Source organism: Pseudomonas sp. NPDC099000 (assembly GCF_044759925.1).
In the GTDB taxonomy this organism is placed as follows: Bacteria; Pseudomonadota; Gammaproteobacteria; order Pseudomonadales; family Pseudomonadaceae; genus Aquipseudomonas.
Genome location: NZ_JBIWAF010000039.1, coordinates 1 through 18,679 on the forward strand (window position 1 = coordinate 1; position 18,679 = coordinate 18,679).

Here is an 18,679-nt window from a genome sequence, read left to right on the forward strand (position 1 = left end):
CACAGTTACAACGGTTACCACTCACCTGTAGCAGCGGAAAAGCTGGCGGCGTGAGAACCGAAAAAAATGTCCAAAATTACTGGACCAGTTCAAGCTCGCTCCCACTGATCGTTCCCACGCTCTGCGTGGGAATGCAGCCCGGGACGCTCTGCGTCCCTACCGAAGCGGACGCGGAGCGTCCATTGAGGCATTCCCACGCAGAGCGTGGGAACGATCAGTGACTCGGGATCAGGGCCAATGCTGTTAAACTCCCGCGCCAAATTCCCTCCTGCAAGGCGCACAGCATGTCTTCCTTGAATCAGGCGCTGCGCGCCGCCCTCGATCATCGCCAGGACCTGCTCGCCGAGCTGCATCAGCAAGGCACCGATTGCTATCGCCTGTTCCACGGCAGCCAGGAAGGCGCCGGTGGCCTGACCATCGACCGCTACGGCCCGCAACTGCTGGTGCAAAGCTTCCACCAGGCGCTGGAGTGTGACGCGCTGCTGCAACTGCACGAGACCATCAATCAACACCTGGGCCTCGAAACGCTGCTGGTCTACAACGACCGCTCCCGTGGCAACTCGCGCATCGACCGCGAAGACACGGTCTACCGCGCCGACGAGGCCGCCCTGCAAGACTTGATCGGCCACGAATGGGGCCTCAACTACCGGGTTCGCGGGCGGCATGCCGGTCAGGATCCGCTGCTGTTCCTCGACTTGCGCAACACGCGCGGCTGGGTCAAGGAGCACAGCAAAAACAAAAGCGTGCTCAACCTGTTCGCCTACACCTGTGGTGTCGGCCTGAGCGCTGCGGCCGGAGGGGCAAGTGAGGTGTGCAACCTGGATTTCGCCGAGGGCAATCTGGCGGTCGGCCGCGAGAACGGTCTGCTCAATCCGCAATTGCCTGCGATGGAGTTCATCCAGTCCGATTACTTCCCGGCCATCCGCCAACTGGCGGGGCTGCCGATCAGTCAGCGGCGTGGGCAGAAACTGCCGAGTTACACGCGTCTTGAACAGCGTCAGTACGACCTGGTGCTGCTCGACCCGCCGGCCTGGGCCAAGAGCGCGTTTGGCACGGTCGACCTGCTTCGCGACTACCAGAGCCTGCTCAAACCGGCGCTGCTGACCACTGCCGACAACGGCGTACTGATCTGCTGCAACAACCTGGCAAAGGTCAGCATGGACGATTGGCGCGAACAGGTTTTGCGTTGCGCAGAGAAAGCCGGGCGTCCGGTGCGTGAGTGGACCGTGATGAAACCAGGCGGCGATTTCCCGTCGATGGATCAACAGCCGCCGCTGAAAACGTTGATTCTGCAACTCTGATCACACAGGAAATTTCCTACGCTAATTTCTGAAAAACCAGAAGAGTGCGATCACTTCGGAACCGGAATCGCGTGCCATACTCCAACGCACTCCGATTCAGACAGATGAAGCCGCACATGCCCAAAGGATTGATTCGCGCTATTGGCGCATTGTTGACTGCTCTGGCCCTTTACAGCCTGCTGGGGTTTCTGATTTTACCGGGCATCGCGTTACGGGTCGCCAATCAGCAATTGGCCAATTACGCCACGATGCCCGCTACGATTTCGCGGATCGAACTCAACCCCTTCAGCCTGGAAGTGACCCTCTGGGGCCTGATCATCGGCGAACCGGGCAAGGAACAGGTCGGTTTTGAACGCCTGTACGCCAACCTGCAGATCGACAGCCTGTGGACCAAGGCGCTGCACCTGTCCGATATCGAAATCGACAAACCCAAGACCGAAATCCTCTTCGGCAAGGACGGCAAGCTCAATCTGCTGGGCCTGTTCAAGATCCCTGCCAGTGAACCGACCCCGGCTGACCCGGACGCCAAGCCGTTTCCGTTGCGCATCGAGCGGATCAAACTGGCTGACGGCTTTGTGCACTTCCAGGACGCACGGCCCAGCGAGCCCATCGAGTTTCTCTACGACAAACTCGACTTCGAGCTGAAAAACCTCAGCACGCTGCCGGAAGATAACGCCGACATGACCTTGGTGGCCGTCGGCCCGGCAGGCGGGCAGATCGACTGGACCGGCAATTTCAGCCTGATCCCGATTGCCTCCGAAGGTAAGCTGAAGATCACCGACGGCAAGATGAAAGCCTTTTGGCCCTATGTACGTGACGCATTACCGCTGGTGCTGGAAAACGGCGTCGTCAACCTGAGTACTGACTACAAGCTCAACTTGTCCAAGGAAACCGAACTGCTGCTGAGCAACGTCGCCGTCAGCATCGCGCCCTTCGCCATCAAGGCTCCAGACGGTCGACCGCTGGCGAAACTCGAGCGTCTGGACATCAGCGAAACCACAGTGGACCTGGCCAAACAGCAAGTGGTGGTCGGCAAGATCCGTAGCAAGAAACTGGAAACCTGGGCCGCCCTGGAAGCCGATGGGCAACTGGACTGGCAAAAACTGTTCGCCAGCCAACCGTCCAAGGCAGCCGTGAAAGCTGATGCCGAACCGACCAGCACGCCGGCGGCCGCCGACTCACCAAAACCAGAACCCGCGCCACCGAGCAAACCGTGGCAAGTCCTGCTCAAAGACGTACAACTGCGCGATTACCAGGTGCATCTGGCCGATCGTAAAGCGCAACCCGCCGTGGCGTTGGACGTTGGCCCGCTGAACCTCGACTTGCAGAATTTCGACAGCCTCAACGGCTCGCCTTTCAACCTCAAGCTCGACACCGGCGTGGGCAAACAAGGCAAGCTCATGGCCGACGGCGTGGTCAATCTGGCGCCGGTCAGCGCCAAACTGAACGTGCAGACCAAGGACATCGACCTGCGTGTCGCCCAGTCCTACATCAACCCGTTCATTCGCCTGGAGCTGCGCAGCGGCATGCTCGGCAGTGATCTGGCGGTTGATCTGAAAAGCACCGAGCCATTGGCGTTCAGCGTCACCGGTAAAGCGCAGGTCGATCAACTGCACACCCTCGACACCCTCAAGACCCGTGACTTCCTCAAGTGGCAGCAGTTGGTGCTCGAAGGCCTGAACTATCAGCACGGCGACAGCCTGTCGATCGACAAGGTCAACCTGTTCCAGCCTTACGCGCGGTTCATGATCAACGATGACCGCACCACCAACATCGATGACCTGCTGATCCCGCAACCAGCCGACACCGCAGTTGCCAAGACCGCCGCAGGCAAACCCGCCAGCAACGAAAAACCGCTGGGCATCCACATTGGCGGCATTGCCATCAATGACGGTTCGGCGAACTTTGCCGACTTCAGCCTGACCCCGAACTTCGCCACGGCCGTGCAACAGCTCAACGGGCAGATCGGCACCATCGACAGCCGCCAGGCAAAACCGGCCACCGTCGATATCAAAGGCAAGGTCGATCGTTACGCGCCCGTGACCATCAAGGGTTCGGTCAACCCGTTCGACCCGATGTCCAGCCTCGACATCGCCACCAGCTTCAAACGTGTGGAACTGACCACGCTGACACCCTACTCCGGCAAGTTCGCCGGTTATCGCATCCGCAAGGGCCGGCTCAATCTCGACCTGCACTACATCATCGTCAAGGGCCAGCTCAAGGCCGAGAACAAAGTGGTGGTCGAGCAGCTGCAACTGGGTGAGAAAGTCGACAGTCCGGACGCCGTCAGCTTGCCGCTGAAACTGGCGATCGCCTTGCTCAAGGACGTCGATGGCAAGATTTCCATCGAGCTGCCTGTGACCGGCGACTTGAACAATCCGCAGTTCAGCGTCATGCCGATTGTCTGGCAGACCCTGCGCAACCTGATCGTCAAGGCCGCTGCCGCACCGTTCAAAATGATTGGCGGGCTGGTCAGTGGCGGGGGTTCCGAAGATTTGGGCACTGTCTCGTTTGCGCCGGGCTCCAGCGAGCTGAGCAAGGACGCCGAGGGTTCGTTGATCAAACTGTCCCAAGCCCTCAAGGAACGTCCGGCCCTGCGCCTGGAAATCGAAGGCACCGCGGCCGCCAAAAGCGACGGCCCGCTGATTGCCGAGCAACGGCTTGAGCGCGAATACCAGTACAACTACTACAAAATGCTCCAGCGGCGCGGTGACAAGGTTCCGGCCCAGGCTTCATTGCTGCAAGTGCCGGACGGCGAGAAAGGTCCGCTGCTGGAAGGGATCTACCGCACGCGCCTGAAGACCCAGCCACCGGCTGAATGGAAGGATCTGGGCAAGGAAGAACGCACCGTAAAAATGCGCGCAGACGTGATCAAATTCTGGAGTTCCAGCGATGTGCTGCTGCGCCAGCTGGGCCAGGAACGCGCCAGCAGCATCAAGGATTATCTGGTGGACAAGACCCAGATGGACGATGACCGTGTCTACTTCATCGACGCCCAACTGGGCGAGGCGGAAAGTGACGGTCGGGTGGTGACGCCGATGCACCTGGATGCCGAGTGATGATCAGACGATTGCTGATGAGCCTGACCCTGGCACTGGCGGCCAGTCAGGCCTCGGCGGCCGATACACTGCGCTGTGGCAGTCAATTGGTCAGTGTCGGGGACAGGTCCAGCGAAGTGCTGCAGAAGTGCGGAGAACCGGTCAGCCGCGACCTGTTGGGCTACAAGCGCAGCGCCAATCGACGGGAAGAGTTTCAGGTCGAGGAATGGACCTACGGGCCCAATGGCGGGATGTATCAATACCTGCGATTTGAAGGTAATCGGCTGAAACAGATCACCAGCAAGCGCGGGAACTGAACCACAATCCAAAGTGGGCACATACAAATGTGGGAGTGAGCCTGCTCGCGATAGCGGTGTGTCATTCAGCATTGATGTTGGCTGACACACCGCTATCGCGAGCAGGCTCACTCCCACATTGGTTTTTGCGGGTCCCACAATAGAACAGGCCCCCGACACGAATGTCGGAGGCCTGTAATGACCACATCCTTGTGGCCTTTCGCATGAACTCTCCAGATGCGGCTGGCGTATTGCTCGGCCCGCCTGCCGCGCCTTCTCCCAGTCCAGGCGAGAAGTCTTGCCTTACTCGGCTTTCAGGCCGTCAGCGGAGACCGCTTTGACGCCTTTGATTTTCTTGGCGATGGCTACTGCAACGTCTTTCTGGGAATCAGTTACGGCAGTAGTGGACGACAGGGAAACAACACCTTTGTTGGTCTCAACCTTGATGTCGGTACCAGGAATGCCTTTTTCGGTTACCAGGTCTGCTTTGACTTTGGTGGTGATCCAAGTGTCGGAGGTAGCTTCTTTGGCTTCGGTCACTTCACCGGCTGCCAGAACCATTGGAGCCTGGGTAGCCTGGGTTTGAGCGAATGCAGCGTTGGCCATGGTCAGGGTCAGCGCGGTAGCAGTAGCGGCAGCGATAGCGAACTTCTTCATACGAGTAACTCCTGTTTTTCTAGAAAGTCTGCTGCGTGTCTTGTCAGCAGGGTTACTGGGTATATTGCGAACGCTGTGCCAACTTTGAGACAGGCGATAAATCCTTATAAAACAGTCGCTTATGAAATAGCCCGATTTTCGAAATCATGCAAAATGCATGACTTCGAGATTCTCTACATGCAAGTTGCGGGTTTTGCCGCAGGCCTAAGGCCATGAATTGTCGGGGTTTTCTCGTTTTTCGAAATTCGAGGGGGTCGTTCCCACAAAAAACCCCGCTTTTCAGGGCGGGGCTTTGGCTTTCAAGAGAATTGTCGAGCGTTATGTGGCGGAACCGGTGCAGCCTTTAGGCAAGAAGTCTTGCTGAGCGTTACTGGTGCAAACCCAGCCAGTCGTCGAGCGCGTCAGCGTGACCGTCTTGCCTAAAACCGGTGCAGGCGCGTTAACGATCGTACAAACAATGGTCCCGGCACCATCAGCGGCGGTACCGGACGCTGTCAGCGTGCAGTTTGAAGTTGGGCTAGTCCCACCAACTGCCGCCACATTAGCCGGGCTGGTCCCGTTATTCATCAGTTCTTCAAAGGGCACTTTCAACGCCGAAATCTCCGCCAGACCCGCGGTGACTTTGGCCTTCGCTTGATACTTCGAATAAGCCGGCAACGCAAACGTCGCCAGAATCCCGATGATCGCCACGACGATCAGCAGTTCGATCAGGGTAAAACCTTTTTGAGTATTCATAGACAGGCTCCATGCATGAGTCGAAATCTCATGATCTGAATGAGCTTCAGCATACCCCGTGCCAAGCATCGCGCCCCCTGTTGGCGGGGCGCGAAGCCAGGTCAAAGACCTTTCCTATCCCCAGGATCCGCACTATCTGACACTATTTGTCACCTGACGGCCGCTGGTTTGGCTCAGCTCCTTGACTAGGCTATAAGTCATGAACTGTCTGCGTCCGGTATCCCAATGAATGACATCGCCCTTAGCGGTCTGGCCAAGCAATTGGTCCTGGCCGAACTGCTCACTGACCAAAGCGCGCAACAGGCGTATCAGCAAGCTCAACGCAGCAATATTTCCCTGGTCAGTTATCTGGTACAAAACAGACTGGTGAAGAGCCGGCAGGTGGCCGAGATTGCCTCGGAGCATTTCGGCATGGCGCTGCTCGACCTCAATTGCCTGGACAAGGAATCCCAACCCCGAGGACTGGTCAGCGAGAAGCTGATCCGTCAGCACCACGCCCTGCCCCTCTTGCGCCGTGGCAACAAGTTATTCGTGGGGGTTTCCGACCCTACCAATCATCAAGCCATCAATGACATCCAGTTCAGCACCGGGTTGAACACCGAAGCCATTCTGGTGGAGGACGACAAACTCAGCGACGCCATCGAGAAATTCTTCGACAGCCATTCCACCGGCCTCGAAGACATGGCCGATGTTGACCTTGACGGGCTGGACATCGAGTCGGTCGATGACAACAAAAAGGACTCCATCCCGGGCCAGGATGCCGATGACGCGCCGGTGGTGCGCTTCGTCCACAAGATGTTGCTCGATGCGATCAAGAGCGGATCTTCCGACCTGCATTTCGAGCCCTACGAAAAAACCTATCGGGTGCGCATGCGCACCGACGGCATGCTGCGCGAAGTCGCCAGGCCGCCGAGCCAACTGGCCAACCGCATCGCGGCGCGACTGAAAGTCATGGCCAGCCTCGACATCTCCGAGCGGCGCAAACCCCAGGACGGGCGGATCAAGATGCGCCTGTCCAAGACCAAATCCATCGACTTCCGGGTCAACACCCTGCCGACCCTGTGGGGCGAGAAAGTGGTGATCCGGATCCTCGACCCGTCCAGCGCGCAAATGGGCATCGACGCCCTCGGCTACGAGCCTGAGCAGAAAGCCTTGTACATGGCCGCGCTGAAGCAGCCACAGGGCATGATTCTGGTCACCGGGCCGACCGGTTCGGGCAAGACCGTGTCGCTCTACACCGGACTGAACATCCTCAACACCGTGGACATCAACATCTCCACCGCCGAAGACCCGGTGGAGATCAACATGGAAGGCATCAATCAGGTCAACGTCAATCCCAAGCAAGGGCTGGATTTCGCCCAGGCGCTGCGCTCTTTTCTGCGTCAGGACCCGGACGTGATCATGGTCGGCGAAATCCGCGACCTCGAAACCGCCGAGATCGCCATCAAGGCCGCCCAGACCGGGCACATGGTGCTTTCCACCCTGCACACCAACAGCGCCGCGGAAACCCTGACCCGCCTGCACAACATGGGCATTCAGGGCTTCAACATCGCCACCTCGGTCACCCTGATCATTGCCCAGCGGCTGGCGCGCAAACTGTGCAGCCATTGCAAGAAACCCATCGAGATTCCCCGCGAAGCGCTGCTCAAGGAAGGCTTCCCCGAGGAACGCATCGGCTCGTTCACGATCTATGAGCCGGTCGGTTGCGATCAGTGCAACGGCGGTTACAAAGGGCGAGTGGGGATTTATGAAGTGGTGAAGAACACACCGGACCTGCAACGGCTGATCATGGCCGAAGGCAATTCACTGGAAATCGACATCCAGATGCGCAAGGACGGTTTCAACGACTTGCGCACCTCGGGCTTGATCAAGGCCATGCAAGGCGTCACCAGCCTTGAAGAAATCAACCGGGTCACCAAGGACTGAACATGGCGGTCAAAGCAGCAAAAATCAGCGTCTACGCCTGGGAAGGAACGGACAGGAAAGGTTCAAAAATGACCGGCGAGTTGAGCGGTCTCAACCCGGCGTTGATCAAGGCTCAGTTGCGCAAGCAGGGGATCAACCCCGGCAAGGTGCGCAAGAAATCTGCCTCGATTTTCAGCTTCGGCAATCGGATCAAGGCTCAGGAAATTGCCCTGTTTACCCGGCAGATGGCAACGATGATGAAAGCCGGCGTGCCACTGCTGCAATCGTTCGACATCATCGGTGAAGGCTTCGATAACCCGGCCATGCGCAAATTGGTCGACGAGGTGAAACAGGAAGTCGCGGCGGGTAACAGCTTCGCCGCGTCCTTGCGTAAAAAGCCGCAGTATTTCGATGAGCTGTACTGCAACCTCGTCGACGCGGGTGAGCAGGCCGGCGCGCTGGACACCCTGCTGGAACGGGTGGCGACCTATAAGGAAAAGAGCGAAAGCCTCAAGGCCAAGATCAAGAAAGCCATGACCTACCCGCTGGCCGTGGTCTTCGTGGCAATCATTGTCACCGGGATTCTGCTGGTAAAGGTGGTGCCGCAGTTCGAGTCGGTGTTCAAGGGTTTTGGCGCCGAATTGCCGGCCTTCACCGTGATGGTCATCGGCTTGTCGGAGTTCTTGCAGGCCTGGTGGTGGATGATACTTGGCGGGTTGATCGCCGCCGTTTTCGGTGTGCGCCACGCCTTTAAAACCTCCCAGGCCTTTCGGGACCGGATGGACACCTGGCTGCTGAAGCTGCCGCTGATCGGCACATTGATGTACAAGTCCGCCGTGGCTCGCTACGCCCGCACCCTGTCGACCACGTTCGCCGCCGGCGTGCCGTTGGTCGAAGCCCTGGACTCAGTGGCGGGCGCGACCGGCAACATCGTGTTCAAACGTGCGGTGCTGCGCATCAAGCAGGACGTGTCGACCGGCATGCAGCTGAATTTCTCCATGCGCACCTCGGGCATCTTTCCCAGCATGGCGATCCAGCTGACCGCCATTGGCGAAGAATCCGGTGCACTGGACGACATGCTCGATAAGGTCGCGAGCTTCTACGAGGATGAAGTGGACAATATGGTCGATAACCTCACCAGCCTGATGGAGCCGTTCATCATGGTGGTGCTGGGTGTTATTGTCGGTGGCCTGGTGGTTGCGATGTACCTGCCCATCTTCCAACTCGGCTCAGCAATCTGACATGCCCTTGAACGAAATCCTGACCCTCTATCCGCTGGTGTTCGTGGTCATCGCCCTGGCAGTCGGCCTGCTGGTTGGCAGTTTCCTCAACGTGGTGGTCTGGCGCCTGCCGAAAATGCTCCACCGCGAATGGCGGCTGCAAGCTCATGACGTATTGGGCGTACCGCCCGAGGCACCGGGCCCGGCCTACAACCTGATGCTGCCTCATTCCCACTGCCCGCAGTGCGACCATCAAATCCGCGCCTGGGAAAACATTCCGCTGCTCAGTTATCTGTTTCTACGGGGTCGATGCTCGAACTGCGCCGCGCCGATCAGCAAGCGCTATCCGCTGACCGAACTGGCCTGCGGCCTGCTCTCGGCGTTTATCGCCTGGCATTTCGGCTTCGGCTGGCAGGCCTGCATGGTGCTGGTGTTGACCTGGGGCCTGCTGGCCATGAGCCTGATCGACGCCGAGCACCAACTGCTGCCGGATGTGTTGGTGCTGCCGCTGCTGTGGCTGGGGTTGATCGTCAACAGCTTCGGGTTGTTAGTGTCATTGCATGAGGCGTTGTGGGGCGCGGTGGCCGGTTACATGACGTTGTGGTCAGTGTTCTGGCTGTTCAAGCTGCTCACCGGCAAGGACGGCATCGGCCATGGCGATTTCAAGCTGCTGGCCCTGCTCGGGGCCTGGGGCGGCTGGCAGATATTGCCCCTGACCCTCCTTCTGTCATCGCTCGTGGGCGCCATCATCGGGGTAATTTTGCTGCGCTTGCGTCACGCAAATACCTCGACGCCAATCCCCTTCGGACCCTTTCTGGCGATTGCCGGCTGGATTGCCTTGCTCTGGGGTGGTCAAATAACCGGCTTCTATTGGCAGTTTGTCGGTTTGAAATGAATACCCCTGTGGAAAAACCCTGGATTCTCGGCCTGACCGGCGGCATCGGCAGCGGCAAAAGCGCGGCTGCCCAGCACTTCATCGACCTCGGCGTACACGTGGTGGACGCCGATCACGCGGCGCGCTGGGTGGTGGAACCGGGTCGCCCGGCGCTGGCAACGATCGCTGACCATTTCGGCCCCGGCGTGTTGCAAGCCGACGGGCAACTGGATCGCGCAGCGCTACGCAAGCTGATCTTCGAAGTGCCCGAGGAACGCCGCTGGCTCGAAGCGCTGCTGCATCCGCTGATCGCCAAGGAAATCGTCGATCACCTGGCCAAGGCACAATCGCCTTACGCGATTCTGGTTTCGCCGTTGCTGATCGAGTCCGGGCAGTACGCCATGACCCAACGGGTCTTGGTGATCGATGCCCCGGAACAGTTACAGATCGAACGCACCTTGCAGCGTGACCAGACCAGCGAGCAACAGGTCCAGGCGATCCTCAAGGCGCAATCCAGCCGCCAGGACCGCGTGAGCCACGCCGACGATGTGGTGGTCAACGACCGCGACCTCGCCTGGCTGCACAGCGAGGTCGAGCGCCTGCATCACTTTTACCTTACTTTGCGTGGAGGCCAGTCATGAGCCAGACCCCAACCGTCAATTGCCCAACCTGTGGCGCCCCTGTTGAATGGAGCGCCGAGAGCACGTTCCGGCCATTCTGTTCGGACCGCTGCAAACTGATCGACCTGGGCGCCTGGGCATCGGAAGAACACAAGATTCCGGTCAGCCCGGACGCCGAAGACGACCTGTTCAGCGAAGACTTCGAACCGCGCCACTGACACTCAGGGCCGCATAAAGCCGTAGTCCTGGCCTTCATCGAGGTTTTCCGCAAGAAAGCGCAACTCGTCGGCCAGGTCTTCGGCACTGCGCACCGCCTTGCTCTGCTGCACCACCGCGCTGAGCAAGGCGCGCAGGCTCAATCCCGGATCAAACCCCACTTCCTGCGCGCCATCCAGACTCTGACGCAACTCCTGCCTTGCCCATTCGTAGACACTCATTTCGATGCTCCTGAAGGTTTTGCGGAGCATGGAAGCGTCAGCGATTGATGGATTTGATGTGGATCAAGACTTGGGATCGTCGTCTTTCCAGGGCGCCGAAAGGTAGCGTGTGCGGTTGAAGGTCTCCAGCCATTCCGGGCTGAACACCACCAGTGCGCTGACAATCATGCCGTTGATAAAGGCTTCCGGAAAAATCAGCAGCCACAGATAACCGACAAAATCTTCCAGCCAGTACGGCATCTCGAAACGTTCGTTGAACCACAACAGCCACAGCGCCAGCAACAGACACAGCAACGCTGACAGCGCCGCGGCGAAGAAGCCGGAAACGAAGATATACACAAAGGGATTACGCGGCTGCGCGCGCTCGACCAGGATGGCACAGCACTCGGTCACCAGCACCGGCAGCAAAATCAGCAGCGCACCGTTGACCCCGACGGCCGCCAGGTCCTGACGCCCGAGCAGCACCAGCCCGCATTGCGCAACCAACGCACCGACGATCGCCAATGGCCAATCCAGCAGCAACGTCACGGCCGTCATGCCAATGAAGTGATACGACACGCCTGTATCGAAATCACGTCGCACCAGCCACAGCATGAACAGCGCGAACACCGTGCCGAACAGCAAATGCTGGCGGCGGCTGTCGGTGAACAGTTCAACCCACGGCGCACGCCAGAGCGCCCAGAGCAACACAGGCACAAGAATCAACCAGCCGACTGTCAGCGTCTGCGCCGACAGCAACTCTGCGCCGATCATGTAGGCACCCCCTTGAACGCCACCGCGGACTCCTTGCGTGAATACGGCTTTATGCCCGCAGTCTACACCGACGCAAAAGTTGCTCCACCCGATGCAAAGCTTTCAGCTTGTCGCATTTGAACGCTAAGCTTGGGCCTATGGATGACTCAGATTATTTACGCCTGCTGACCATCGCGGCCGAGCAAGCCAACGCGTTCCTGTCCAATGCCCGCAAATGGGAGCGTGAGCGTTGGGTCTGCCAGCGCCTGCTGCAAGGCCTGAACATTCCCTATCGCGCCGACGAATTCGCCCCCGCCGGGGAGCCGCCGGACGTGCTGTTTCGTGACGCCAGTTTCGAGGTGTTTTTCGTCCTCGACGAAGGCCGGCGCCTCAATGACGAATGGCGCGATGAGCTGCAACGCCGGCGCAGCGCGTTTTCCCTGAGCCAACTGGTGCGTCGCGAGGCCAAGCCCCGGCGCATCCCGGCCAATGAGTTTCTGCTGAGACTGGCGCCGACCTTGCGTAAAAAAGCACACAACTACAAAGAACGCGGCATGGACCTGGGGGAACTGGACATCATCGCGTTCGCCAGCCTCAAGCGTGAAGTGCTGGACCTCAACAGCCATTTCCCGCCGCCGACCGAATACCTGCGCCAGGGCTGGCGTTCGCTGTCGCTGGTCGGTCCGACGTTCGCCCGCGTGTTGTTCGCCCACCCGGATGCCCCGGATTTCCTGCGCAATAACCTGGGGCGCAGCATCGTCTTCGATGTCGGGATCAGCCTGTGAGCCCATTGCAAGCATTAATCGCCGAAGTCCCGCAAACCGGCCGCGTGCGCTGGATCGGCGTGCGCCCGGAACCTCATGTGCCGATGATCGAACTGGATGCCGTAGAGGCACGACTTGAAGCCGGCCTGACCGGCGATCGAGCCCGCCCCGGTGTACGTAACGCGCGGCAGGTGACGTTGATTCAGTGGGAGCATCTGCCGGTGATCAGCTCGCTGATGGGCCGTCCGCACGACCAACCGGTCTTGCCTGAAGAGTTGCGGCGCAACCTCGTTATCAGCGGTCTCAACCTGTTCAGCCTCAAGGGCCGTCGCTTCCGCATCGGCCAGGCCATTTTCGAAACCACCGGCTGGTGCCAGCCTTGCGCGCGTCTGCAAAACAACCTCGGCCCCGGGACATTTCAGGCCGTGCGCGGACATGGCGGAATCACGGCCCGAGTGTTACAAGGTGGAATCATTCGCCTGGACGATACGGTGAGCGTCGAGCCCATTCCCGACAGCGGCTATGCTCCGTTCAACGTTCGTTGAATCAGCCTGTAGCTTCTGCACCTTCAGCAACGTCTACCTGACGAGGCCCAATATGACCAGCCGCCTGAACCCCGACGACCAGAAGCATGTCGAAGAGTACCTGCACCTGTCCCAGCACCGAGTCGAGCGCCGGCCTTTCCGGCCGTGGATGCTCCTGGTGGTGGTGTTGGCAGTGACCATTGGTCTGGGCCTGTTGAGCCGATTTATCAGTTACCTGACGCTATGAGCTGCATCGCGCTCGCTCGGGTAATTGCACCGATTTCTTTTAGCCTTGCGAGATATCCCCATGACTCATCGTATTGTCATCGTTGGCGGCGGCGCCGGCGGTCTGGAGTTGGCTACCCGTCTGGGTAAGACTCTGGGTAAACGTGGCACGGCCAGTGTGATGCTGGTCGACGCGAACCTGACCCACATCTGGAAGCCGTTGCTGCATGAAGTGGCGGCCGGGTCGCTGAACTCTTCCGAAGACGAACTCAACTATGTTGCCCAGGCGAAATGGAACCACTTCGAGTTCCAGCTGGGGCGCATGAGCGGGCTCGATCGCGCGCAGAAGAAAATCCAGCTGGCCGCCACTTACGACGAAGCCGGCCTGGAACTGGTGCCGGCGCGTGAAGTGGCTTACGACTCGCTGGTGATTGCTGTCGGCAGTACCACCAACGATTTCGGCACACAGGGCGCGGCGCAGCATTGCCTGTTTCTCGACACCCGCAAACAGGCCGAGCGCTTCCATCAGCAATTGCTCAACCACTACCTGCGCGCCCATGCCGGGCAGACCGACAAGGTCGAGCAGATCAGCGTCGCCATCGTTGGCGCGGGTGCCACCGGGGTTGAGCTGGCCGCTGAGCTGCACAACGCCGCCCACGAGCTCGCAGCATATGGCCTGGACCGGATCAAGCCGGAAAACATGCACATCACCCTGATCGAAGCCGGCCCACGGGTGCTGCCAGCCCTGCCGGAACGCATCGGCGGGCCTGTGCATAAAACCCTGGAGAAACTCGGGGTCAATGTGATGACCAATGCGGCGGTCAGCGAAGTGACCGCCGACAGCTTGATCACTGCCGACGGCAAAGTGATCAACGCCAGTCTGAAAGTCTGGGCCGCCGGTATTCGTGCACCGGGTTTCCTCAAGGACATCGATGGCCTGGAAACCAACCGCATCAACCAGCTGCAAGTGCTGCCAACCCTGCAAACCACCCGCGACGAGAACATCTTCGCCTTCGGTGATTGCGCGGCCTGCCCACAACCGGGCACCGATCGCAACGTACCACCGCGCGCCCAGGCCGCGCATCAACAGGCTTCGTTGCTGGCCAAATCGCTGAAACTGCGGATCGAAGGCAAGGCATTGCCCGAGTACAAGTACACCGACTACGGCTCGCTGATCTCGCTGTCACGTTTTTCGGCTGTGGGTAACTTGATGGGCAACCTGACCGGGAGCGTAATGCTCGAAGGCTGGCTGGCGCGGATGTTTTACGTGTCGCTGTATCGCATGCACCAGATGGCACTGTATGGCGCGTTTCGCACGGCGATGTTGATGTTGGGCAGCAAGATCGGACGCGGGACTGAGCCGCGGTTGAAGCTGCATTAATACCCAACCACTGTGGGAGTGAGCCTGCTCGCGATAGCGGTGTATCAGGCGACATTGATGTCGACTGTTAAGGCGCCATCGCGAGCAGGCTCACTCCTACAGTTGATCTCCTCTGATTTGGAGATCTGTGTCTCACTGTATCTCCCCCCGCGATTCCACCCCTTCGCTTACAAACTCCCCCTTGCGCGACACAGTAGCGATACACCCCGCCCTTTAAATGGCCACATCCGAGCAAGGCAACTCGCCCGCTCCGGTTATCGCCGCACTCACGTGGCGTCCTTTATCGAACGGTTGTGTCGTGCAACCCAGGAGTATTGAAATGTCCCGAACTACCAAAAACACTATTGGCCTGCTCGGCGCAGTTTTGGCCGGTGGCATGATGTTGTCCGGTTCCGTATTCGCTTCGCAGCCTCTGACCCAGGGCTACTTGCTGGCCTCGGCCGAACAAGTGGTGAAAACCCCTGAAGGCAAGTGTGGCGAAGGCAAGTGTGGCGATGCGTCGATGGCGAAAACTGATACCGATGGCGACGGCAAGGTATCCCGCGCCGAATTCCAGAAAGTCGCGCCGAAGTCCAACTTCGACAAGATCGACACCAACCATGATGGCTTCATCGACGAGCAAGAGGCTTACGACAACGTAAAAGCCAACTTCGAAGCCAATGGCAAGAAAATGCCAAAAGGTCTGTTCGAACACCTGAAAGACCAAGACGGCGCCTAAGCCTCCAGGAATCAAAAACCGCGCTTTTCCTTCGGAAGCGCGGTTTTTTTTCGTCTGGCGGATTTACACCTGGAAGCGCTGCACCATGGGGCGTTGTTTCGGCAGTACCCCGTCGCCTCGTTATCGGCAAGTTATACGATGACTGAGGTGTATTTTTTTGAGGGCAAAAAAAATCCCCGTATCTTTCGATACGAGGATTTTTAATATGGTCGGGGTAAGGGGATTCGAACTCCTGACATCCTGCTCCCAAAGCAGGCGCGCTACCGGACTGCGCTATACCCCGGTTTGAAATTGGCTCCGTGACCAGGACTCGAACCTGGGACCCAATGATTAACAGTCATTTGCTCTACCGACTGAGCTATCACGGAACTACATATTTCAATTTACAACTGTGAAGCTTGCTTCACCTCTTCGATCCGTTCGCATCGCTGCGTTCGTGTGTCTGAGGCGCGCTATTCTACAATCTTAAGCACCTCTGTCAACCCCTTAAATTGCATTCAAGTTAATGATTTGCAACTTATTTCAGATTTCTGCTTGGGGAGCAGAAACCCTTACGGGCGACTTACTGCGGGGCGCACTTTACAAGCCTTTTCCTTTCAGTTCAACAACCTGACGAAAAAAAGGCCTCGCGATGCGAGGCCCTGTTTATTTCACTGCCGTAGAAGGTCAGGCAAATACGATTTCGTCGTTCGCCACCGTGCCGACAGCCGTTTCCCCGGGCATGAAACGACCGGACAGAATCAGCTGCGCCAGCGGGTTCTCGATCCAGCGCTGAATCGCTCGTTTGAGCGGTCGTGCGCCGTACACCGGGTCGTATCCCACCGCAATCAGCTTGTCCATGGCCTCTGGACTCAACTCCAGTTTCAGCTCGCGCTCAGTCAGACGACTGCGCAGACGACCCAACTGGATCTCGGTAATGCCCGCGATCTGATCCCGCGCCAATGGCTCGAAGATCACCACTTCGTCGACCCGGTTGATGAACTCCGGACGGAAGTGCGTGGAAATCGCATCCATCACCGCCGCACGCTGCGCTTCACGATCACCGACCAGCTCCTGGATCTGCACCGACCCCAGGTTGGAGGTCATGACGATCACGGTGTTCTTGAAATCCACCGTGCGGCCATGGCTGTCAGTCAGGCGGCCATCTTCCAGCACTTGCAGCAAGATGTTGAAGACGTCCGGGTGGGCCTTCTCGACCTCATCCAGGAGGATCACCGAATAAGGCTTGCGACGCACCGCCTCGGTCAGGTAACCGCCCTCTTCATAGCCCACGTAGCCCGGTGGCGCACCAATCAGTCGGGCCACGGAATGTTTCTCCATGAACTCGGACATGTCGATCCGCACCATCGCCTCTTCGGTATCAAAGAGGAACTCGGCGAGCGCCTTGCACAGCTCGGTTTTACCGACACCGGTCGGGCCGAGGAACATGAACGAACCGCTCGGGCGATTCGGATCGGACAACCCGGCCCGGGAACGCCGCACCGCGTTGGAAACGGCGATCACCGCTTCGTCCTGGCCGATCACACGCTGGTGCAACAGGCTTTCCATCTTCATCAGCTTGTCGCGCTCGCCCTCGAGCATTTTCGACACCGGAATGCCAGTCCACTTCGAGACGACTTCGGCGATCTCTTCTTCAGTCACCTTGCTGCGCAGTAACTGGTTCTCGCTTTTACCGTGTTGATCGACCATTTGCAGGCTGCGCTCCAGGTCCGGGATCACCCCGTATTGCAGCTCGGCCATGCGATTCAGGTCGCCTTTACGGCGCGCGGCTTCCAGTTCCTGACGGGACTGTTCGATTTTCTGCTGGATCTGCGCAGAACCCTGTACCTCGGCTTTTTCCGAGTTCCAGATTTCTTCGAGGTCCGAATATTCACGCTCAAGGCGAACGATTTCTTCCTGGAGTTTTTCCAGGCGCTTGATCGCAGCTTCGTCGCTTTCTTTCTTCAGCGCCTGGGATTCCACCTTCAGCTGAATCAGACGGCGCTCCAGACGATCGAGCACTTCCGGCTTGGAATCGATTTCCATGCGGATGCGGCTGGCCGCTTCGTCGATCAGGTCGATGGCCTTGTCCGGCAATTGACGATCAGTGATGTAACGATGACTGAGCTTGGCCGCGGCGATGATCGCACCGTCGGTGATCGCGACTTTGTGGTGAACCTCATAACGCTCTTTCAGGCCACGCAGAATCGCGATGGTGTCTTCTTCGCTTGGCTCGTCCACCAGGACTTTCTGGAAGCGCCGTTCGAGGGCTGCATCCTTCTCTATATATTGGCGGTACTCGTTGAGCGTGGTCGCGCCGACACAGTGCAGCTCGCCGCGCGCCAACGCAGGCTTGAGCATGTTGCCCGCGTCCATCGAGCCTTCGCCCTTACCGGCGCCGACCATGGTGTGCAGTTCGTCGATGAACAGAATGATCTGCCCTTCCTGCTTCGACAGTTCGTTGAGCAAGGATTTAAGGCGCTCTTCGAACTCGCCGCGGTACTTGGCACCGGCGATTAGCGACCCCATGTCCAAAGACAGCAAGCGCTTGCCCTTGAGGCCGTCCGGCACTTCACCGTTGATGATGCGCTGGGCCAAGCCTTCGGCGATGGCGGTTTTACCCACGCCAGGCTCACCGATCAGCACCGGGTTGTTCTTGGTGCGGCGCTGCAGGACCTGAATGGTCCGGCGAATTTCATCGTCACGGCCGATCACCGGATCGAGCTTGCCTTCTTCGGCACGCTTGGTCAGGTCGACGGTGTACTTGTCCAGCGCCTGGCGCGACTCCTCGTGGTTGGCGTCATTGACGGCCTCACCACCGCGCAGGTTGTTAATCGCGTTTTCCAGGGCTTTTTTGCTCACACCTTGGCCGAGCAACAATTTGCCGAGCTTGCTGTTCTCATCCATGGCGGCGAGCAACACCAGTTCACTGGAGATGAACTGGTCGCCCTTCTGCTGGGCCAGGCGATCGGCCTGGTTGAGCAGGCGCGCCAAATCCTGCGACATGTTCACGTCGCCGGTCGGGTTCTGGATTTTTGGTAGTTGGTCGAGCTCTTTGGTCAGTTCTTTACGCAGGCTGTTGACGTCAAAACCGACCTGCATCAGCAGGGGTTTGATCGAACCACCCTGCTGTTCAAGCATGGCCTGCATCAAGTGCGCCGGCTCGATGCCGGGATGGTCAAGGCCGACGGCCAGGGATTGGGCGTCGGATAGAGCTAACTGCAACTTGCTGGTTAAACGATCTATACGCATGGGTCACCTTCCTTTTGAGCA

General features: G+C 58.8%; 18 protein-coding genes and 2 tRNA genes. 13 read left to right on the top strand and 7 right to left on the bottom strand.

Annotated features, from left to right (window positions below):
- The first annotated feature begins 284 nt into the window (after nt 1-284).
- The 3 genes from ACIQV9_RS26835 (at nt 285) to ACIQV9_RS26845 (ending at nt 4,656) form a co-directional block, all read left to right on the top strand.
- Nucleotides 285-1,301, top strand: a complete 1,017-nt coding sequence (locus ACIQV9_RS26835; protein WP_403107844.1) for a class I SAM-dependent rRNA methyltransferase — start codon at nt 285-287, stop codon at nt 1,299-1,301.
- A 116-nt stretch (nt 1,302-1,417) separates the two neighbouring features.
- Nucleotides 1,418-4,360, top strand: a complete 2,943-nt coding sequence (locus ACIQV9_RS26840; RefSeq protein ID WP_403107846.1) for a DUF748 domain-containing protein — start codon at nt 1,418-1,420, stop codon at nt 4,358-4,360.
- Entirely contained in the window at nt 4,360-4,656 is a 297-nt protein-coding gene (locus tag ACIQV9_RS26845; RefSeq protein WP_403107847.1) for a DUF2845 domain-containing protein, read from the top strand. Before ACIQV9_RS26840 ends, ACIQV9_RS26845 begins: the two co-directional genes overlap by 1 nt.
- Nucleotides 4,657-4,938: 282 nt before the next feature.
- On the opposite strand, the gene ACIQV9_RS26850 is transcribed toward ACIQV9_RS26845, so the two are convergent.
- Nucleotides 4,939-5,292: a BON domain-containing protein gene (locus tag ACIQV9_RS26850; RefSeq protein ID WP_283189140.1), complete on the bottom strand. Its 354-nt coding sequence runs from the start codon at nt 5,290-5,292 to the stop codon at nt 4,939-4,941.
- Between the two features lie 318 nt (nt 5,293-5,610).
- Nucleotides 5,611-6,027, bottom strand: a complete 417-nt coding sequence (locus ACIQV9_RS26855) for a pilin (protein WP_403107849.1) — start codon at nt 6,025-6,027, stop codon at nt 5,611-5,613.
- Between the two features lie 225 nt (nt 6,028-6,252).
- Here ACIQV9_RS26855 and pilB point away from each other — a divergent pair, with 225 nt between their 5' ends.
- Genes pilB through yacG form a run of 5 tightly spaced genes read left to right on the top strand, consistent with a single transcriptional unit; the run spans nt 6,253 to nt 10,864 of the window.
- Nucleotides 6,253-7,953: a type IV-A pilus assembly ATPase PilB gene (gene pilB, locus ACIQV9_RS26860; protein ID WP_403107851.1), complete on the top strand. Its 1,701-nt coding sequence runs from the start codon at nt 6,253-6,255 to the stop codon at nt 7,951-7,953.
- A gap of 2 nt (nt 7,954-7,955) precedes the next feature.
- The gene (locus tag ACIQV9_RS26865) at nt 7,956-9,173 is read left to right on the top strand and encodes a type II secretion system F family protein (RefSeq protein WP_403107853.1); all 1,218 of its coding nucleotides are present in this window, start codon (nt 7,956-7,958) and stop codon (nt 9,171-9,173) included.
- Between the two features lies 1 nt (nt 9,174).
- Nucleotides 9,175-10,047, top strand: a complete 873-nt coding sequence (locus ACIQV9_RS26870) for a prepilin peptidase (RefSeq protein ID WP_403107855.1) — start codon at nt 9,175-9,177, stop codon at nt 10,045-10,047.
- A complete protein-coding gene (gene coaE, locus ACIQV9_RS26875; RefSeq protein WP_403107857.1) occupies nt 10,044-10,667 on the top strand; it encodes a dephospho-CoA kinase in 624 nt (207 codons plus the stop codon). Before ACIQV9_RS26870 ends, coaE begins: the two co-directional genes overlap by 4 nt.
- Nucleotides 10,664-10,864 (top strand): DNA gyrase inhibitor YacG, encoded by a 201-nt coding sequence (gene yacG, locus ACIQV9_RS26880; protein WP_208671404.1) that lies wholly within the window; start codon nt 10,664-10,666, stop codon nt 10,862-10,864. The genes coaE and yacG overlap by 4 nt, the downstream gene beginning before the upstream one ends.
- 3 nt (nt 10,865-10,867) lie before the next feature.
- Here yacG and ACIQV9_RS26885 read toward each other — a convergent pair whose 3' ends face one another.
- Nucleotides 10,868-11,083 (bottom strand): hypothetical protein, encoded by a 216-nt coding sequence (locus ACIQV9_RS26885; protein WP_131061760.1) that lies wholly within the window; start codon nt 11,081-11,083, stop codon nt 10,868-10,870.
- A 63-nt stretch (nt 11,084-11,146) separates the two neighbouring features.
- On the bottom strand, nt 11,147-11,836 hold the full coding sequence (locus ACIQV9_RS26890) for an energy-coupling factor ABC transporter permease (RefSeq protein ID WP_403107859.1): 690 nt from the start codon (nt 11,834-11,836) through the stop codon (nt 11,147-11,149).
- 137 nt (nt 11,837-11,973) lie between these two features.
- Here ACIQV9_RS26890 and ACIQV9_RS26895 point away from each other — a divergent pair, with 137 nt between their 5' ends.
- The 5 genes from ACIQV9_RS26895 to ACIQV9_RS26915 all read left to right on the top strand — a co-directional run bounded on the left by ACIQV9_RS26895 (nt 11,974) and on the right by ACIQV9_RS26915 (nt 15,427).
- The gene (locus ACIQV9_RS26895; protein WP_109634930.1) at nt 11,974-12,600 is read left to right on the top strand and encodes a DUF1780 domain-containing protein; all 627 of its coding nucleotides are present in this window, start codon (nt 11,974-11,976) and stop codon (nt 12,598-12,600) included.
- Nucleotides 12,597-13,124 (top strand): MOSC domain-containing protein, encoded by a 528-nt coding sequence (locus tag ACIQV9_RS26900; RefSeq protein WP_403107861.1) that lies wholly within the window; start codon nt 12,597-12,599, stop codon nt 13,122-13,124. The genes ACIQV9_RS26895 and ACIQV9_RS26900 overlap by 4 nt, the downstream gene beginning before the upstream one ends.
- Nucleotides 13,125-13,176: 52 nt before the next feature.
- Nucleotides 13,177-13,350, top strand: a complete 174-nt coding sequence (locus ACIQV9_RS26905; protein ID WP_008028730.1) for a DUF3094 domain-containing protein — start codon at nt 13,177-13,179, stop codon at nt 13,348-13,350.
- A 60-nt stretch (nt 13,351-13,410) separates the two neighbouring features.
- Complete coding sequence (locus tag ACIQV9_RS26910) at nt 13,411-14,709, top strand: NAD(P)/FAD-dependent oxidoreductase (protein ID WP_109634933.1); 1,299 nt, start codon at nt 13,411-13,413, stop codon at nt 14,707-14,709.
- A gap of 319 nt (nt 14,710-15,028) precedes the next feature.
- Nucleotides 15,029-15,427: an EF-hand domain-containing protein gene (locus ACIQV9_RS26915; RefSeq protein ID WP_134422320.1), complete on the top strand. Its 399-nt coding sequence runs from the start codon at nt 15,029-15,031 to the stop codon at nt 15,425-15,427.
- 206 nt (nt 15,428-15,633) lie between these two features.
- Here ACIQV9_RS26915 and ACIQV9_RS26920 read toward each other — a convergent pair.
- The 3 genes from ACIQV9_RS26920 to clpB all read right to left on the bottom strand — a co-directional run bounded on the left by ACIQV9_RS26920 (nt 15,634) and on the right by clpB (nt 18,658).
- Nucleotides 15,634-15,710, bottom strand: a tRNA-Pro gene (locus tag ACIQV9_RS26920).
- A gap of 9 nt (nt 15,711-15,719) precedes the next feature.
- Nucleotides 15,720-15,795: transfer RNA gene (locus tag ACIQV9_RS26925), tRNA-Asn, on the bottom strand.
- A gap of 298 nt (nt 15,796-16,093) precedes the next feature.
- Nucleotides 16,094-18,658: an ATP-dependent chaperone ClpB gene (clpB, locus tag ACIQV9_RS26930; protein WP_403107864.1), complete on the bottom strand. Its 2,565-nt coding sequence runs from the start codon at nt 18,656-18,658 to the stop codon at nt 16,094-16,096.
- Nucleotides 18,659-18,679 lie beyond the last annotated feature (21 nt).

What these genes read in the sequence shown, in the direction of transcription:
- ACIQV9_RS26890 (WP_403107859.1), bottom strand. Translation starts at nt 11,836, where the DNA reads ATGATCGGCGCAGAGTTGCTGTCGGCGCAGACGCTGACAGTCGGCTGG.
- ACIQV9_RS26895 (WP_109634930.1), top strand. Translation starts at nt 11,974, where the DNA reads ATGGATGACTCAGATTATTTACGCCTGCTGACCATCGCGGCCGAGCAA.
- coaE (WP_403107857.1), top strand. Translation starts at nt 10,044, where the DNA reads ATGAATACCCCTGTGGAAAAACCCTGGATTCTCGGCCTGACCGGCGGC.
- ACIQV9_RS26915 (WP_134422320.1), top strand. Translation starts at nt 15,029, where the DNA reads ATGTCCCGAACTACCAAAAACACTATTGGCCTGCTCGGCGCAGTTTTG.
- ACIQV9_RS26850 (WP_283189140.1), bottom strand. Translation starts at nt 5,292, where the DNA reads ATGAAGAAGTTCGCTATCGCTGCCGCTACTGCTACCGCGCTGACCCTG.
- pilB (WP_403107851.1), top strand. Translation starts at nt 6,253, where the DNA reads ATGAATGACATCGCCCTTAGCGGTCTGGCCAAGCAATTGGTCCTGGCC.
- yacG (WP_208671404.1), top strand. Translation starts at nt 10,664, where the DNA reads ATGAGCCAGACCCCAACCGTCAATTGCCCAACCTGTGGCGCCCCTGTT.
- ACIQV9_RS26865 (WP_403107853.1), top strand. Translation starts at nt 7,956, where the DNA reads ATGGCGGTCAAAGCAGCAAAAATCAGCGTCTACGCCTGGGAAGGAACG.
- clpB (WP_403107864.1), bottom strand. Translation starts at nt 18,658, where the DNA reads ATGCGTATAGATCGTTTAACCAGCAAGTTGCAGTTAGCTCTATCCGAC.
- ACIQV9_RS26905 (WP_008028730.1), top strand. Translation starts at nt 13,177, where the DNA reads ATGACCAGCCGCCTGAACCCCGACGACCAGAAGCATGTCGAAGAGTAC.
- ACIQV9_RS26835 (WP_403107844.1), top strand. Translation starts at nt 285, where the DNA reads ATGTCTTCCTTGAATCAGGCGCTGCGCGCCGCCCTCGATCATCGCCAG.
- ACIQV9_RS26855 (WP_403107849.1), bottom strand. Translation starts at nt 6,027, where the DNA reads ATGAATACTCAAAAAGGTTTTACCCTGATCGAACTGCTGATCGTCGTG.
- ACIQV9_RS26840 (WP_403107846.1), top strand. Translation starts at nt 1,418, where the DNA reads ATGCCCAAAGGATTGATTCGCGCTATTGGCGCATTGTTGACTGCTCTG.
- ACIQV9_RS26910 (WP_109634933.1), top strand. Translation starts at nt 13,411, where the DNA reads ATGACTCATCGTATTGTCATCGTTGGCGGCGGCGCCGGCGGTCTGGAG.
- ACIQV9_RS26845 (WP_403107847.1), top strand. Translation starts at nt 4,360, where the DNA reads ATGATCAGACGATTGCTGATGAGCCTGACCCTGGCACTGGCGGCCAGT.
- ACIQV9_RS26885 (WP_131061760.1), bottom strand. Translation starts at nt 11,083, where the DNA reads ATGAGTGTCTACGAATGGGCAAGGCAGGAGTTGCGTCAGAGTCTGGAT.
- ACIQV9_RS26870 (WP_403107855.1), top strand. Translation starts at nt 9,175, where the DNA reads ATGCCCTTGAACGAAATCCTGACCCTCTATCCGCTGGTGTTCGTGGTC.